This is a genomic window from Streptomyces sp. NPDC107521 (assembly GCF_055598485.1).
In genome coordinates this window covers 282,428-297,790 of sequence record NZ_JBVKAT010000001.1, presented here as the reverse complement: position 1 = coordinate 297,790, position 15,363 = coordinate 282,428, and the positions used below count along the sequence as shown (strand labels likewise).

Below are 15,363 nucleotides of genomic sequence, written 5' to 3'. Positions count from 1 at the left end.
CCCCGACGAGCCCCCCGCACCGCCCACCGCCCCCTCCGGACCCGCCACCGGGCCGCCCGCCGGACCCGCCGCCCGCCCCGCCGGTACGCCCGCCACGGCCCCGGCCGCTCCCCCCGTGCCGTCCGGCTCCCCCGGTGCGGCCCCCGGCGCCGCCGCCGCGGCGTCCGCGGAACCCTCCCCCGCGCCCGCCGCCCCGGCCCGCTCCGGAGTCGTCACCGGCGCCGCCACCACTCCCGTCATCGCCTCCGCCGCCGCTCCCTCCGCCGCGCCGGACGGGCCCGCGGAGCCCGCACCGCGCCCGGCCGCCGCCGAGACCGCCGGGGCCCCCGCGCGGCGGGCCGGGCTGCGGGGGCTGCTGCCCGATCTGTCGCCCTGGCGGGCCTCCGCCGACTTCCGTCGGCTCTGGGTGGCCGGGCTGATCACCAACTTCGGGAGCTTCCTGACCTTCGTCGCCCTGCCGGTGCAGGTCAAGGAGCAGACCGGCTCCGCCGCGGCCGTCGGCGCGATCGGCGCCGTGGAGCTGGTGCCGCTGGTGGTGTTCGGGCTGTACGGCGGCGCCCTGGCCGACGCCGCGGACAAGCGGCGACTGATCCTCTGGACGGAGGCCGGCCAGGGCGTGCTCTGCGCGGTGCTGCTGGTCAACGCGCTGCTCCCGGCCCCGGCGGTGTGGCCGCTGTACCTCGTGGCCGCCCTCACCTCGGCGCTCGGCGGGGTGCAGCGGCCCGCGCTGGACTCGCTGATCCCGCGCATCGTGGCCCACGAGCACCTGCCCGCCGCCGCCGCGCTGACCTCGCTGCGCTGGCAGCTCGGCGGGGTCGCCGGTCCCGCGCTGGCCGGGGTGGTGGTCGCCTGGGCCGGACTGGGCTGGGCGTACGCGGTGGACCTGCTGACCTTCGCCGCCTCGGTCGTCCTGGCCCTGGGGTTGGCCGCCTCGCCCGCCTCCCGGGAGGCGGCGCGGCCCTCGTGGTCGGCGATCGCGGAGGGCGCGCGGTACGCGTGGGGCCGCAAGGAGCTGCTGGGCACCTACGCGGTCGACCTGGCGGCGATGTTCCTGGCCATGCCGCTGGCGGTGCTGCCGTTCCTGGCGGACGAGCTGGACGCGCCCTGGTCGCTGGGGCTGATGTACGCGGCCGTCCCGGCCGGCTCGCTGCTGGTGAGCCTCAGCAGCGGATGGACGTCGCGGGTGCGGCGGCACGGGCGGATGGTGGTGCTCGCGGCGGCGGGCTGGGGCGCGGCCATCGCCGCGGCGGGCGTCGCCGGCGACCTCTGGCTGGTGCTGCTGTGCCTGGCCGCGGGCGGCGCCTGCGACATGGTGAGCGGCGTCTTCCGCAGCGCGATGTGGAACCAGACGATCCCGGACGGGCTGCGCGGGCGGCTCGCCGGGATCGAGGTGCTGTCCTACTCGGTGGGGCCGCAGCTGGGCCAGGTCCGGGCGGGCGGCGCGGCGGCGCTGATGGGGGTGCGGGCCTCGGTGTGGTCGGGCGGGCTGGTGTGCGCGGGCGCGGTGGGGCTGCTGGCGCTGTGCCTGCCCGCGATGATGGCCTACGACGCCCGGACCGACGAGCACGCGGTGCGGCTGCGCGCCGCGCGCGCAGCCGCCGCGGAGACCTGAGCGGCCCGGCCGGGGATCAGTCCGTGCCCTCCTCCGGGCGGCCGGCGGGGGCGTCGTGCCACTTGGGGTCGTTCTCCCACTCCAGGTTGCGCTCCCGCGCGGTGCGCATCGCCTGCTCGGCCTCGGCGCGGGAGGCGTACGGTCCGAAGCGGTCCCTGGCCGGGCACTCCGGGCCCTCCTCCACCTTCTTGTGCTCCAGGCAGTAGTACCACTCGCCCGGTTTGCCCACCGTGCGCTTCTTGAACAGGGCCATGACCAGCTCCTCTCGTCCTCGTCATGTTCCCCCATCCGCTGGTTAGACTCGCTGCCATGTCTGGCCAGTCGCTGCTCGTTCCGGGGGAGCTGTCCCCCACCCGTTCCGTGCCCGGAAACATCCGCCGGCCCGAGTACGTCGGGCGGCCCGCGCCCGCCCCGTACACCGGGCCCGAGGTGCAGACCCCGGAGACCGTCGAGGCGATGCGCCTGGCCGGGCGGATCGCGGCGCGGGCGATGGCGGCGGCGGCCGAGCGGATCGCGCCCGGCGTGACCACGGACGAACTGGACCGGGTGGCGCACGAGTACATGTGCGACCACGGGGCCTACCCCTCGACGCTCGGCTACCGCGGCTACCCCAAGTCGCTCTGCACCTCGGTCAACGAGGTCATCTGCCACGGCATCCCGGACTCCACGGTGCTGCGCGACGGCGACATCGTGAACCTGGACGTGACCGCGTACATCGGCGGGGTGCACGGGGACAACAACGCCACCTACCTCGTCGGCGACGTGGACGAGGAGAGCCGCCTCCTGGTCGAGCGCACCCGGGAGTCGCTGGACCGCGCGATCAGGGCGGTGCGGCCGGGCCGCCAGATCAACATCATCGGCCGGGTGATCGAGTCGTACGCCAAGCGCTTCGGGTACGGGGTGGTGCGTGACTTCACCGGGCACGGGATCAGCTCCGCGTTCCACTCCGGGCTGATCGTCCCGCACTACGACAGCCCGCACGCGACGACCGTGATCCGGCCCGGGATGACGTTCACCATCGAGCCGATGCTGACCCTCGGGACGCACGAGTACGACATGTGGGACGACGGCTGGACGGTCGTCACCAAGGACCGCCGGCGGACCGCCCAGTTCGAGCACACCCTGGTGGTGACGGACTCGGGCACGGAGATCCTCACCCTGCCCTGACCCGCCCGGACCACCCGGTGCCGGCACCGGCACCGGCTTCACGGAACCGGATCTTCCGGCCCGGACGCACGGCCCGCCCCCTCCCCGGGGGCGGGCCCTTTCGCGTTCCGGGGAAGTGCGGCACACTTTTCCGACGTCGTGTCGGAAACTTTACCGACGAACTGTCGGCAAAGGATTGACTTAGGCAAGCCTAACCATAGAAGATCACCCCATGGACTCCTTCTCGACCCTTATCCGCACGGCCTCCCACGAACAGCACGTCGAAGCGGAAACCTCGACGTTCATGAGCGATCTGCTCGGGGGCCGGCTCGGCGTCGACGCGTACGCGCGCTACACCGAGCAGCTCTGGTTCGTCTACGAAGCCCTGGAGGCCGCCGCCGACCGGCTGGCCTCCGACCCGCTCGCCGGACCGTTCATCCGCCCGGAGCTGATGCGGCTGCCGTCGCTGGAGCAGGACCTGGCCCATCTGCGCGGCGCCGACTGGCGCGCCGGGCTGACCGCGCTGCCCGCCACCGAGGAGTACGCGGCCCGGGTCCGCGAGTGCGCCGAGGAGTGGCCGGGCGGCTATGTGGCGCACCACTACACCCGCTACCTCGGTGACCTCTCCGGCGGTCAGATCATCCGCGACAAGGCCGAGCGCACCTGGGGCTTCGACAAGAAGGGCGACGGGGTCCGCTTCTACGTCTTCGAGGGCATCGGCAACCCGGCCGCCTTCAAGCGCGAGTACCGCGAGCTGCTGGACGGCATACGCGCCGACGAGCTGGAGCAGCAGCGCGTGGTGGGCGAGTGCAAGCGGGCGTTCGCGCTGAACACGGCGGTCTTCCGGGCGCTGGGCGAGGAGTTCCCGCTGTCCGCCTGACGGACCGCGGCACGACGCACCGGTCCCCCCGGCGTTCCGTACGCCGGGGGGACCGGTGCGTCGTGCGTGCGGGGGCGGGCGCGCGGACGGGGGTCAGCGGTCCAGGCGGACCCGGCCGCCGATCTCCACCCAGCCCCCGGGCTGCGGCGCGGTCAGGATCTGGGAGCCCGCCCCCTGGGTGATGTTGAGGGCGCGGCCGAGGCGTTCGGTCAGCAGCAGGGCCGCGGCCCCGGTCGCCTCGTCCTCCTCGATGCCGTCGTCGCGGCCCGGGAAGCCCCGGGCGCGGACGCGGCCCGCCGCCTCGTCCTCCCACGCCCAGGCGTAGACCCACTCCCCCGGCGGCGGCACCGTCAGGTCCTCGACCTCCGCGACGGTGGCGTACCGGCGCAGGCTGCGCGGCGGCGCCCACTCCGGGCGGGCCTCGATCCAGCTGAACTCCCCGTCCAGCCGGACCCCCATCGCCCCGGCCGGGGCGACCAGTTCGGGAACGTCGAGGAGCCAGGCCGTGCCGACGCAGGGGTGCCCGGCGAACGGCAGCCGCAGGGTGGGCGTGTAGATGTCGACGACGCCGCGCTCGGGATCGTCGACGAACACGGTCTCGCTGAAGCCGAGCCCGGCGGCGAACTCCTGCCGTCCCGCCGGGTCCGGCAGGTCGGAACCCTCGCGGACGACGCCGAGTTCATTGCCGTAGCCGCCGTTCGGGGCGCAGAAGACACGCAGTACGTCGTAGTCGGTCACCGGGGCATTCAAGCACCGCCGGGGCGGGGACGAGGGCCCCCGCCCCGGCGAAGGGGCTTCTCGGGAGGGTCAGTTGCCCTCGGCCTCGCGCCGGCGGCGGGCGAAGTAGACGGCGCCCGCGCCGAGGACGACGGCGGCGCCGGCCGCGGTGCCGATCGCCGCGCCGGGCAGGTCCGAGCCGGTGGAGGCGAGGCTGCCGCCGCCGGTGGTGCCGAAGCCTCCGGTGGAGCCGCCGATGCCGCCCGTGCCGCCGGTGATCCCGCCGGAGCCGCCGAGTCCGCCGGTGGAGCCGGTGCCGCCGGTGGAGCCCGAGCCGCCGTTGCCCGAGCCGCCGTTGCCCGTGCCGCCGGAGCCGTTGCCGTTGCCGTCGGGGAGCTGGGCGCCCTCGCTCAGCGCCACCGAGAGGTCGACCGTGTCGAGCGCGGTGCCCGCGGTGTAGAAGTCGCCGAAGGCGGTCGCGCCGGCCTCGGTGAGGGTCGCGGTGACGCCCTCGACGGTGATGACGTCGTCCTTGGCGGTGAGGGTGGTGCCCGGGGCCTTGAGGTCGGCCAGGACCACGTTCGCCGTGCGCTCGCCGAGGCTGGAGACGTCGGCGGTCAGCGTGCCGCTGCCGCCGCTGAGACCGGCCCTCAGGTTGCTCAGGGTCAGGTCGAGGCCGTAGCCGCCGCCGTCCTCGTGGCCCTTGAAGTTGACGGCGCCCTTGAAGGCGGCGCTCAGGGTGCCGGCCTTGGTGTCGTAGGTGCCGGTGGCGTCCTTGAAGGTGAAGACGCCGTTGCCCGCGGCCTGGACGGCGCCGCCGGAGACGGTGACCCGGCCCTTGGCGGCGGGGCCCACGACGTAGGCGCGGAAGGAGTCCTTGACGCCCCAGCCGAGGGTGCCGTCGGCGATGTCGCCCTTGGCGGGGGCGGGGGTCCAGGTGGCGGTGGCGGACGGCGTGGCGGACGGGACCGGGGACTGGGGGGCGGGCGGCGTGGTGGTCGCGGTGTCGGTCGGCTCGGGGGTGCCGGTGGGCTCCTCGGTCGGCTCCTTGGTGGGCTCGGGGGTGCCGGTCGGCTCCTCGGTGGGCTCCTTCGTCGGCTCCGGAGTGCCGGTCGGCTCCTCGGTCGGCTCCTTCGTCGGCTCCGGGGTCCCGGTCGGCTCCTCGGTCGGCTCCGGCTTCTTCTGGACCAGGGTCAGCGGGTCGCCGGCCGCGCCCTTGTAGGTGTCGCTGCCCAGGACGTCCGCCGCCTCGTCGGTCAGCGTGGTCGCCATGTCCTTCATGTCGCGGGTGACCTCGACGGTGGCCAGCGGCACGTCGTCCCGGGTGGTGGTGCCGGTGGTGACGTCGGCGGTGATCGCGCCCGCCTTGCTGTCGAACTTCACGTCCGAGAGCGTGAACGCGAAGCCGTGCGCCTCGGACTTGATGCCCAGGCTGCCCTGGAAGCCCAGGTTCATGGTGTGCCCGACCGGGTCGTAGGTGCCCTTGCCGCCGGGGAAGGTGAAGGCGCCGTTGCCGTCCGCCTGGCTCGCGCCCCCGGCGGGGGTGAACTCGCCCTTGGCCCAGGTGGCGACGTAGGTGCGGTACGACTGCTTGATGCCCCAGGTCAGTTCGTAGCCCTGGAGGGGGACCTCGGCGGCCGAGGCGGTGCCCGCCCCGGCGGTGGCGAGGACGGTGGCACCGAGCGCGGTCGCGGTGGCCACGGCGGCGGCGAGGGCGGTGGAGCGGCGTCGTCTGACGGACATGGCGGTTGTCTCCTTGGGTGATGGGGCCGCCGGGGGGAGTGGCGGCGGGCGGGGGCTCGGCCCGGTGCGGTCAGGCCGTGTCCCCGGGGGAGCCGGGGGACGCCGGGGAAGCGGGGGGTTCCGGCGAACCGGCGGGGTCCGCCGGGGAGTCGGAGGGAGCCGCGGGAGAACCGGCGGCGGAGTCGGGGGAGTCGGCGGCGGGGGCGGCACCGGCGGCCGCCGCGGCGCGGCGGCGGCGGACGGCGAGGGCTCCGAGAGCGCCGGCCACCAGCAGCAGGGCGCCGGCCGCGACGCCCACGGCGGTGGCGGGGAAGCCGCCGCCGTCGGAGGAGGCCGCGACGGGCTCGGCGGAGGTCTCGGGCGCCGCCGACGGCCGCGGGGCGGCGGACGCGGTGGCGGAGTCCTCGGCGGACGCGGTGGGCGCGCTGCCCAGGTCGGGCAGGGCGGGCAGCTTCGCGTCGCCGGTCAGGGCGACGGCCAGGGAGACCGGGTCCATCTCGGTGCCGCCCCGGTACATCCCGCCGAAGGCCTTGGCGCCGCGCCCGGTGAGCTTCGCGGGGGCCTCGGTCACCGAGACCAGCCCGTCGTCGGGCTTGAGCTTCCCGGTGGCGAAGGTGACCAGCGCCACCTTCTTCGCCGTGAGCCCGGGGGCGGCCACGTCGGCGAACAGCGTGCCCTTCTCGCCCTTGACGGTGACCCGGACGGAGCTGAGGGCGAGGTCGAGCCCGTGGGCGCCGGTGAAGCGGAGTGTGCCGGTGAAGGAGGCGTCGAGGGCCCCGTCACGGAAGGTGCCCTTGCCGCCGGGGAAGCGGAAGAGGGCCCCGCCGTCCTTCGCCCCGCCGGTGAGGGTCCACTTGCCGTCGGCGATGTCGCCGGTGACGTACTCCCGGAAGGTGCGGCGCACGCCCCAGTCGACGGCGCCGTCGCGCAGGGCCGTGCCCTCGTCGGACTTCTTCGGCTTCTTCTCGGCCTCGGGGGCCTTCTCGGTGGGCCGGGGGGTCTGGGTGGGCCGGGTCTCGGCCGCCGCCGGGCGGACGTCCGCCGCCAGGCTCACCGGGTCGAGCGGGGTGCCGGCGCCGTAGAACCCGGCGAACGCCCGGGCGCCCTGGGTGGTGAGGGTGGCGGGCAGGTTGTTGAGGACCACGGCGTTGCCGTCGCCCCGCATGTTGATGCCGCCCAGGGAGAGGGAGGCGAAGGGCACCTGACGGGAGGTCGTGACCACCCCGGTCTCCTTGGACTTGCTGACGACGTCCACGAAGAGCGTCCCGCCGCCGCCGGAGATGCGCACCGTGGGGCGGCTGACGGTCAGGTCGAGCTGGGCGGAGCCGTCCGCCGCCCGGTGGCCGACGAAGCGCACGCCGCCGGCGAAGGCGGCGGTGAAGGCACCGGTCGAGCCGTCGTAGGAACCGGCCGCGGAGTGGAAGCGGAAGGTGCTGCCGCCGACGGTGGCGGCGCCGCCCGTCAGGGAGTAACCGCCCTTCGCCACGGGCCCGGTGACATAGCTCTGGAAGGAGGACTTGATGCCCCAGTCCAGCCGTCCGCCCTGCACGTTCCGGGCCTCGGCGTGTGCGGCGGAGAGGGGTAGCAGCGCCCCCAGGACGGCCGCGCACAGGACCGTGACCAGGGTGCGAAGGCGGGCGGGCATGAAAATTCCTCCGGGTCGACGACCGGTAGCGGGCGAGGTAAGGCTAACCTAAGCCACAACGGCCGATATCGGCAGGTGACGGAAAGGAACGGACGCGACCGTGCGACCCTTGCGAAGAAGACTGACGGGAGCGGCGCTGTCCGTGCTCGCCCTCGCCCTCACCGCGACCGGGTGCGGCGGTTCCACCGCGGCCCCCGCCGCGGGAAAGGCCCCGGCGGCAGCCGCCCCGGACCGGGTCGAGCCACTGGCGCGAACCCCGGAACCGAAGCTTCCGGTGACCGTCCGCTCCGCGGGCGGCGGCGAGGTGACGGTGGAACGGGCCGAGCGGATCGTGCCGCTCTCCGGCAGCCTCAGCGAGATCGTCTTCACCCTGGGCCTCGGCGACCGCGTCGTCGCCCGGGACGTCACCGCCACCTTCGAGCAGGCCGCGAAGCTGCCCGTGGTCACCCGGGGCCACGACGTCTCCGCCGAGAGCGTGCTCTCGCTGCGCCCGGACCTCGTCATCGCGGAGACCACCACCGGCCCCGAGGAGGCCGTGGAGCAGATCCGTTCCGCCGGTGTCCCGGTGCTGTTCGTCGAGGCCGCCAAGAGCCTGGACGACGTGGGCCCGCGGATCGCCGCGGTCGCCGGGGCCCTCGGTGTGCCGGACGCCGGGAAGGAACTGACGCGGCGTTCCTCGGAGCGGATCGACGCCGCCCGGGCGCGCGTGCCCGGGCACGCCGACACCCCGCGGGTCGCCTTCCTCTACCTGCGCGGCTCGGCCTCCGTCTATCTCCTCGGCGGCCGGGACTCCGGCGCCACCTCGCTGATCGAGGCCGCCGGAGGGCTCGACGCGGGCGCCGACTCCGGGCTCCGCAAGGACTTCACCGCCATCACCAGCGAGGCCCTGGTCAAGGCGGCGCCCGACGCCATCCTCGTGATGAGCAAGGGCCTGGAGTCGGTCGGCGGCGTCGACGGGCTGGTGGAGATACCCGGCGTCGCGCAGACCCCGGCCGGGATGGACCGGCGGATCGTTTCCGTGGAGGACGGCGTGCTCCTCAACTACGGCCCGCGCACCGACGAGGTCCTCGCCTCCGTCGTCGACCAGCTCTACGCGAAGGACGGCGCCTGATGACCGCGCCGGTGAAGCCGGCCCGCCCGGCGGCCCCCGCCCCCGCCCCGGGCGCGGCCCCCCGGCGGCGGCGCGGCACCCCCTGGCTGCTGACCGCCGCCCTGCTGGCCGGGCTGCTCGTCCTCGTCCCGGTCGCGGCCGGCACCGGCGCCTACCCGATCCCGGTCGGCGACGTCGTCGGCTCCCTGCTGCACCACGCGGGGCTGGGCGGCGGCGAACTGGACCGGGTCGCCGAGTCGGTGCTGTGGAACGTGCGCCTGCCCCGGATCGTGCTGGCCCTCCTCGTCGGCGCCTCGCTGGGCTGCGCGGGCGCCCTGATGCAGGGCGTGTTCGGCAATCCGCTGGCGGAGCCGGGCACCATCGGCGTCTCCACCGGCGCGGCCGTCGGCGCGGTCGCCGCCATCGCGCTCGGCCTGGACTTCCTGGGCCGCTGGACCCTGCCCGCGATGGCCTTCGTCGCCGGTCTGGTCACCGTCCTGCTGGTGTACGCCATGGCGCGGGCGCGGGGGCGCACCGAGGTGGTGACGCTCATTCTCATGGGCATCGCCATCAACGCGTTCGCCGGTGCCCTGATCGGCCTGTTCGTCTTCCTGGCCGACTCGGCCGGGGTCAGCCAGATCACCTTCTGGCAGCTCGGCTCGCTGTCCCAGGCGACCTGGTCCAAGGTGCTCGCGGTGCTGCCCTGTGCCGTGATCGGGCTGGCGCTCGCCCCGGCCTACGCCCGCCGGCTGGACCTGCTCTCCCTCGGCGACCGCCCGGCCCGGCACCTGGGCGTGGACGTGGAACGGCTGCGGATCGTGCTGATCCTCGTGGTGGCGCTGCTGACGGCCGCCGCGGTCAGCGTCTCGGGCGTCATCGGCTTCGTCGGCCTCGTCGTCCCGCACCTGATCCGGATGGCCGCGGGCCCGGGGCACCGGTTCCTGATCCCGGGCAGCGCGCTCGGCGGGGCGCTGGTGCTGCTCGGCGCCGACCTGGCGGCCCGCACCCTCGTGGCCCCCGCGGAGCTGCCGCTCGGAGTGCTGACGGCGCTGATCGGCAGCCCGTTCTTCTTCTGGCTGCTGCGCCGCACCCGGCGCCGGCAGGGAGGCTGGGCATGAGCCGCGCGCACGGCGGCCCGGCCGCCCCGGTCGCGGTCCCGGCCCCGGCTCCGGCCGCCGCCCCCTCCCCCGTCCCCCCTGTCACGAAAGGCGCCAGGCTCTTGAGACTCCCGCGGCTGGTCCCGCCCCGTCCGCTGCCGCCGCCCCCGGCCGCCCCCGGCGAGGTCCTCGCCGAGGCCGAGGGGCTGCGGGTCGACCTCGGGGGGCGGCGCGTCCTCGACGGTGTGGGCGTCTCGGTCCGCGCGGGCGAGGTCCTGGCCCTGGTGGGCCCCAACGGGGCGGGCAAGTCGACCCTGCTGGGCGCCCTGTCCGCGGACGTCCCGGCCGCCGGCGGGGTGGTGCGGGTGCACGGCAGGCCGGTGGACGACTGGTCGGCGCCGGAACTGGCGCTGCGCCGCGCGGTGCTGCCGCAGTCCGCCTCGCTGTCGTTCCCGTTCCCGGTGGAGGAGGTGGTCCGGATGGGCCGCGCCCCCTGGGCGGGCACGGACCGGGAGGACGAGGACGACGCGGTGGTGGCCGACGCGATGGCGCGCACGGAGGTGTCCGGCTTCGCCGGGCGGCCGTTCTCCGCGCTCAGCGGCGGCGAGCGGGCCCGGGTGGCGCTGGCCCGGGTGCTCGCGCAGCGCGCCCCGCTGCTGCTGCTCGACGAGCCGACCGCGGCGCTGGACCTGCGCCACCAGGAGCTGGTGCTGAGGCTGTGCCGCGAAAGGGCGCACGCCGGGGACGCGGTGGTCGTGGTGCTGCACGACCTGGGGCTGGCGGCGGCCTACGCGCACCGGGTGGCGATCCTGTGCGCCGGGCGTGTCAGGGCCGACGGGCCCCCGGCCGGCGTCTTCTCCGACGAACTGCTCTCCGAGGTGTACGACCAGCCGGTGGAGGTGCTGGCGCACCCGCGGACGGGAGCGGTGCTGGTGACCCCCCGGCGCGATTCTTGACGCAGCTTTGACCGAGCCATGATCACTCCTTTTCGCCGTCGTGACCGGTTCGTGTCATCGCGTCCGCCGTGAGATCCGGATCACCGCATCGACGGGTATCAAGAGGGGGTTCCTTCGATATTTTTAGGCGAGCCTCACCTTCCCTGTGAGGACCGTCAGCCCTCACGGCCACCCTTTGGAGTCCCCCATGCGAGCCGCAAGACTCTCCGTCGCCACCGCCGTCGCCACCGCCGCGGCCCTGGCCGCCGTCACCGGCTGCACGGCGAAGGGCGGTTCGGGGGACGGGGACAACGTGATCGCCGTGACGTCGACCGACGACAAGTGCGAGGTCTCCCGGAAGGAGTTCCCCGCCGGGCACGTCGAACTCGCCATCGAGAACAAGGGCTCCAAGGTCACCGAGGTCTATCTGCTCTTCCCCGACGACCGCGTGGTGACCGAGCGGGAGAACATAGGCCCCGGCACCAAGCAGCGGGTCACCGCCGAGGTGAAGGCGGGCGACTACCGGATCTCCTGCAAGCCCGGCATGAAGGGCAAGGGCATCCGCCAGGACGTCCGGGCCACCGGCGGCGGCACCACCGCCAAGCGCGACCCCCGCCTCGACGAGGCCGTGGCCAACTACCGCGAGTACGTGCAGGCGCAGGCCGACGAGACGCTGCCGAGGGCCGAGGCGTTCGCCGGGGCCGTCAAGGCGGGCGACGTGGCGGCGGCGAAGAAGGCGTACGCCCTCTCCCGCATCGGCTGGGAGCGCACCGAGCCGGTCGCGGAGTCCTTCGGCGACATCGACCCCAAGGTCGACGTCCGCGAGGACGGGCTGGAGGACGGCCAGGACCCGGAGACCGACTGGACCGGCTGGCACCGCCTGGAGAAGGCGCTGTGGCAGGACGGAAGGATCGGCGACCGGGAGAAGGAGCTGGCCGACCGGTTGATCACCGACCTGAAGGACTGGCAGAACCGGGTCGGCAAGGCCGACATCACCCCCACCTCCATGGCCAACGGCGCCAAGGAGCTGCTCGACGAGGTCGCCACCGGCAAGGTCACCGGCGAGGAGGAGCGCTACTCGCACACCGACCTGGTCGACTTCAAGGCCAACGTCGAGGGCGCGGAGATGTCGTACCGGCTGCTCAAGCCGGTGGCCGCCGAGAACGACCCGGCGCTGGCCAAGGAACTGGACCAGCAGTTCGCCGCGCTGGACAAGCTGCTCGACGCGTACCGCCCGGACACCAAGTCGTACGCGTTCACCTCCTACGACAAGGTCTCCAAGGCGGACCGCAAGAAGCTGTCCGACGCGGTCAACGCACTGGCGGAGCCGCTGTCCAAGCTGGCCGCCGCCGTGGTCACGAAGTAGGCGGGGGGAGCCGGCCACCATGACGGACACCGACCGCACCGAGCGGAGCGGCCCCGACCGGCCCTCCCGCCGGGCCCTGCTCGGCTGGGGCGGCGCGGGCCTGGCGCTCGGCGCCGCCGCGGCAGGCGGCGCCATCGCGGCGGCCCGCACCGGGGACGACGTGGACCCGGCCGGCGCCGACACCGCCGTTCCCTTCCACGGCGCCCACCAGGCGGGCATCGCCACCCCGGTGCAGGACCGGCTGCACTTCGCCGCGTTCGACGTGACCACCGAGGACCGCGCCGCCTTCGTCGCGCTGCTCAGGGAGTGGACGGCGGCGGCCCGCCGGATGACCGCCGGGGACCCGGTCGGCGACGGCGCCTTCGGCGGGCTCGCCGAGGCCCCGCCGGACGACACCGGCGAGGCGCTGGGCCTGCCGCCCTCGCGGCTGACCCTGACCATCGGCTTCGGGCCGTCGCTGTTCACACGGTTCGGCCTGGCCGGGCGGCGCCCCGCCGCCCTGGTCGACCTGCCGAAGTTCCCCGGCGACAACCTCGACCGCGACCGCAGCGGCGGCGACCTGTGCGTCCAGGCCTGCGCCGACGACCCCCAGGTCGCGGTGCACGCGATCCGCAACCTGGCCCGGATCGGCTTCGGCCGGGTCGTGGTGCGCTGGTCCCAGCTCGGCTTCGGCAAGACCTCGTCGACCACGCCCGACGCGCAGACCCCGCGCAACCTCTTCGGCTTCAAGGACGGCACCCGCAACATCTCGGGCACCGAGACCGGACGGCTGGACAGGTTCGTCTGGGTCGGCCGCGAGGACGGCCCGGAGTGGATGACCGGCGGCTCCTACCTCGTCGCGCGGCGCATCCGGATGCACATCGAGACCTGGGACCGCGCCCCCCTCCAGGAGCAGGAGGACCTGTTCGGCCGCAGCAAGGGCGAGGGCGCCCCGGTCGGCCGGGCCAAGGAGCACGACGAGCCGTTCCTGAAGGCCATGAAGCCGGACTCGCACGTCCGACTCGCCCACCCGGACTCCAACGGCGGGGCGACGCTGCTGCGCCGCGGCTACTCCTTCACCGACGGCACCGACGGGCTGGGCCGCCTGGACGCGGGACTGTTCTTCCTCGCCTACCAGCGCGACGTCGAGGGCGGCTTCGTCCGCGTCCAGCGCCGGCTGGCGAAGGACGCGCTCAACCAATACATCCAGCACGTGGGTTCGGCGGTCTTCGCCGTCCCGCCCGGCGTCCGGGACGCGGACGACTGGTGGGGCAGCACGCTGTTCGCCAAGGAGGCGTAACCGTGTTCTCCAACTACCTGATCGGACTGCGGGAGGGCCTGGAGGCCACCCTCGTCGTCTGCATCATCATCGCCTATCTGGTCAAGACCGGCCGCCGGGACGCCCTCCGGCCGATCTGGACCGGCATCGCCATCGCGGTGGCCCTGGCGCTCGCCTTCGGCTGCGTCCTCGAATTCGGCTCGCAGGAGCTGACGTTCACGGCGCAGGAGGCGCTCGGCGGCTCGCTGTCGATCATCGCCGTGGTCCTGGTGACCTGGATGGTGTTCTGGATGCGGCGCACCGCCCGGCACCTCAGGTCGGAGCTGCACGGGAAGCTGGACTCGGCCCTGCGGATGGGCACCGGCGCCCTGGTCGCCACCGCCTTCCTCGCCGTCGGCCGGGAGGGCCTGGAGACGGCCCTGTTCGTGTGGGCGTCGGTGCACGCCGCCAGCGACGGCACCCCGCGCCCGCTGATCGGCGTGGCCCTGGGCCTGGCCACCGCGGTGCTGCTGGGCGTCCTGTTCTACAAGGGCGCCCTGCGCATCAACCTGGCCAAGTTCTTCACCTGGACCGGCGGCATGCTGGTCGTGGTCGCCGCGGGCGTCCTCGCGTACGGCGTGCACGACCTCCAGGAGGCGGACCTGCTGCCGGGCCTGACCAACCTGGCCTTCGACATCAGCAACATCATCGACCCGTCGAGCTGGTACGGCACGCTCCTCAAGGGCGTGTTCAACTTCCAGCCGGACCCGACGGTGCTTCAGGTCACGGTGTGGCTCCTGTACTTGGTCCCGGTGCTCGCGCTGTTCCTCTCCCCGGTAGGGTTCGCCTCCGGGAAGGGGAAGGGGACGGAACCGGATGAGCAGGGATCGCGGCCCGCGGAGGCCCCGCAGTCGTGACCGGGGCGCCTGGGCGGCACTCGCCGCGGTGACCGCGCTGTCGCTGACGGCGGGCGGCTGCGTGGTGGTGCACGGCGAGCGCGCGGTGGTCCCCTCGGCCACCCGGTCCGAGGCCGCCGCCGCGCTCGACGGGTTCACCCGGGCGTACAACCAGGCGGACAAGGAGTACGACCCCGCCCTGGACGCCGCGTACACCACCGGCGCCCTGGCCTCGATCGACGCGGCACGGCTCAGGGCGGGCCGGGCCGGCCACCCGGCGGGCAACCCCTCCCACACCCCGCTGCGGCTGACGGACGCGAAGTTCACCGTCCCGGCCAAGGCGGGCTGGCCGCGCTGGTTCCTGGCGGACGCCCGGGGCAACAAGGGCGGCACGGCCCGCTGGCTGCTGGTGTTCACCCGCGGCGGGCCCGACGAGGGCTGGCGGGCGGCGTACCTGACGCTGGTCGGGCCGGGCGACGTACCGGAGTTCAGGACCGACGCGGAGGGCCGGGCCGAGGCGGTCCCGGCCGACGCCGCGGACCTGGCCGCCGAGCCCGCCGCGCTGAGCGGCGCCTACGCGGCGTATCTGCGCGAGGGCGGCAAGGTCTTCGCGAACGGCCCGCACACCAGCGACTGGCGCGCGCAGCGGGAGCGGCGGGCGACCCGGCCGGGCCTGGTCACCCAGTACCTCGACGAGCCGCTGACCGACGGCGACCACGCGCCGCTGGCGCTGCGCACGAAGGACGGCGGGGCACTGGTCTTCTTCGCCACCCGGCACTTCGAGAAGCGCACCGCCGCCCCGGGCACCTCGGTGCCCCCGCCCGGCGAGGACGTGCTGGCCCTGACGGAGGGCACGGTACGGCGGTCGCTGACGATGGAGTTCGTCTCGAACGAGGTCGCCCTCGACCCGCCGGAGGGCGGGGTGTCGGTGCTGGGCCGCATCCAGGGCCTGACGGCGGCGAAGGGCGAGTAGCGCACGGCCGGGGCCCTCGGCGGGCC

At 74.7% G+C, this 15,363-nt stretch carries 14 protein-coding genes; 10 read left to right on the top strand and 4 right to left on the bottom strand.

Going from position 1 to position 15,363, the window contains the following annotated elements; genetic code table 11:
- Positions 1 to 343: 343 nt before the first annotated feature.
- On the top strand, positions 344 to 1,612 hold the full coding sequence (locus ACZ7LB_RS01260) for an MFS transporter (RefSeq protein WP_471465104.1): 1,269 nt from the start codon (positions 344 to 346) through the stop codon (positions 1,610 to 1,612).
- A 16-nt stretch (positions 1,613 to 1,628) separates the two neighbouring features.
- Here ACZ7LB_RS01260 and ACZ7LB_RS01255 read toward each other — a convergent pair whose 3' ends face one another.
- Positions 1,629 to 1,865, bottom strand: a complete 237-nt coding sequence (locus ACZ7LB_RS01255; RefSeq protein WP_471464642.1) for a hypothetical protein — start codon at positions 1,863 to 1,865, stop codon at positions 1,629 to 1,631.
- A 56-nt stretch (positions 1,866 to 1,921) separates the two neighbouring features.
- Between ACZ7LB_RS01255 and map the strand changes: the two genes are divergently transcribed.
- Both map and ACZ7LB_RS01245 read left to right on the top strand, forming a co-directional pair.
- A complete protein-coding gene (map, locus tag ACZ7LB_RS01250) occupies positions 1,922 to 2,779 on the top strand; it encodes a type I methionyl aminopeptidase (protein ID WP_471464640.1) in 858 nt (285 codons plus the stop codon).
- Between the two features lie 211 nt (positions 2,780 to 2,990).
- On the top strand, positions 2,991 to 3,638 hold the full coding sequence (locus ACZ7LB_RS01245) for a biliverdin-producing heme oxygenase (protein ID WP_471464638.1): 648 nt from the start codon (positions 2,991 to 2,993) through the stop codon (positions 3,636 to 3,638).
- A 93-nt stretch (positions 3,639 to 3,731) separates the two neighbouring features.
- On the opposite strand, the gene ACZ7LB_RS01240 is transcribed toward ACZ7LB_RS01245, so the two are convergent.
- The 3 genes from ACZ7LB_RS01240 to ACZ7LB_RS01230 form a co-directional block, all read right to left on the bottom strand.
- Positions 3,732 to 4,376, bottom strand: coding sequence for a PhzF family phenazine biosynthesis protein (locus ACZ7LB_RS01240; protein WP_471464636.1), 645 nt, complete (start codon positions 4,374 to 4,376; stop codon positions 3,732 to 3,734).
- Positions 4,377 to 4,445: 69 nt separating this feature from the next.
- Positions 4,446 to 6,098, bottom strand: a complete 1,653-nt coding sequence (locus ACZ7LB_RS01235) for an HtaA domain-containing protein (protein ID WP_471464634.1) — start codon at positions 6,096 to 6,098, stop codon at positions 4,446 to 4,448.
- A 70-nt stretch (positions 6,099 to 6,168) separates the two neighbouring features.
- Complete coding sequence (locus ACZ7LB_RS01230) at positions 6,169 to 7,743, bottom strand: HtaA domain-containing protein (RefSeq protein WP_471464632.1); 1,575 nt, start codon at positions 7,741 to 7,743, stop codon at positions 6,169 to 6,171.
- A gap of 100 nt (positions 7,744 to 7,843) precedes the next feature.
- Here ACZ7LB_RS01230 and ACZ7LB_RS01225 point away from each other — a divergent pair, with 100 nt between their 5' ends.
- From ACZ7LB_RS01225 to ACZ7LB_RS01195, 7 genes are all read left to right on the top strand, one after another.
- On the top strand, positions 7,844 to 8,854 hold the full coding sequence (locus ACZ7LB_RS01225) for a heme/hemin ABC transporter substrate-binding protein (protein ID WP_471464630.1): 1,011 nt from the start codon (positions 7,844 to 7,846) through the stop codon (positions 8,852 to 8,854).
- On the top strand, positions 8,854 to 9,951 hold the full coding sequence (locus ACZ7LB_RS01220; protein WP_471464628.1) for a FecCD family ABC transporter permease: 1,098 nt from the start codon (positions 8,854 to 8,856) through the stop codon (positions 9,949 to 9,951). Before ACZ7LB_RS01225 ends, ACZ7LB_RS01220 begins: the two co-directional genes overlap by 1 nt.
- Before the next feature lie 101 nt (positions 9,952 to 10,052).
- Positions 10,053 to 10,886 carry a heme ABC transporter ATP-binding protein gene (locus ACZ7LB_RS01215; protein WP_471464626.1) on the top strand — a complete coding sequence of 278 codons (834 nt, stop codon included), beginning with the start codon at positions 10,053 to 10,055 and terminating at the stop codon, positions 10,884 to 10,886.
- Positions 10,887 to 11,073: 187 nt separating this feature from the next.
- Positions 11,074 to 12,231 carry an iron uptake system protein EfeO gene (gene efeO / locus ACZ7LB_RS01210; RefSeq protein WP_471464624.1) on the top strand — a complete coding sequence of 386 codons (1,158 nt, stop codon included), beginning with the start codon at positions 11,074 to 11,076 and terminating at the stop codon, positions 12,229 to 12,231.
- Positions 12,232 to 12,250: 19 nt separating this feature from the next.
- Positions 12,251 to 13,510 (top strand): iron uptake transporter deferrochelatase/peroxidase subunit, encoded by a 1,260-nt coding sequence (gene efeB, locus ACZ7LB_RS01205; RefSeq protein ID WP_471464622.1) that lies wholly within the window; start codon positions 12,251 to 12,253, stop codon positions 13,508 to 13,510.
- A gap of 2 nt (positions 13,511 to 13,512) precedes the next feature.
- Positions 13,513 to 14,385 carry an iron uptake transporter permease EfeU gene (gene efeU / locus ACZ7LB_RS01200; protein WP_471464620.1) on the top strand — a complete coding sequence of 291 codons (873 nt, stop codon included), beginning with the start codon at positions 13,513 to 13,515 and terminating at the stop codon, positions 14,383 to 14,385.
- Positions 14,345 to 15,337: an SCO2278 family lipoprotein gene (locus ACZ7LB_RS01195; RefSeq protein WP_471464618.1), complete on the top strand. Its 993-nt coding sequence runs from the start codon at positions 14,345 to 14,347 to the stop codon at positions 15,335 to 15,337. The genes efeU and ACZ7LB_RS01195 overlap by 41 nt, the downstream gene beginning before the upstream one ends.
- Positions 15,338 to 15,363: the final 26 nt, after the last annotated feature.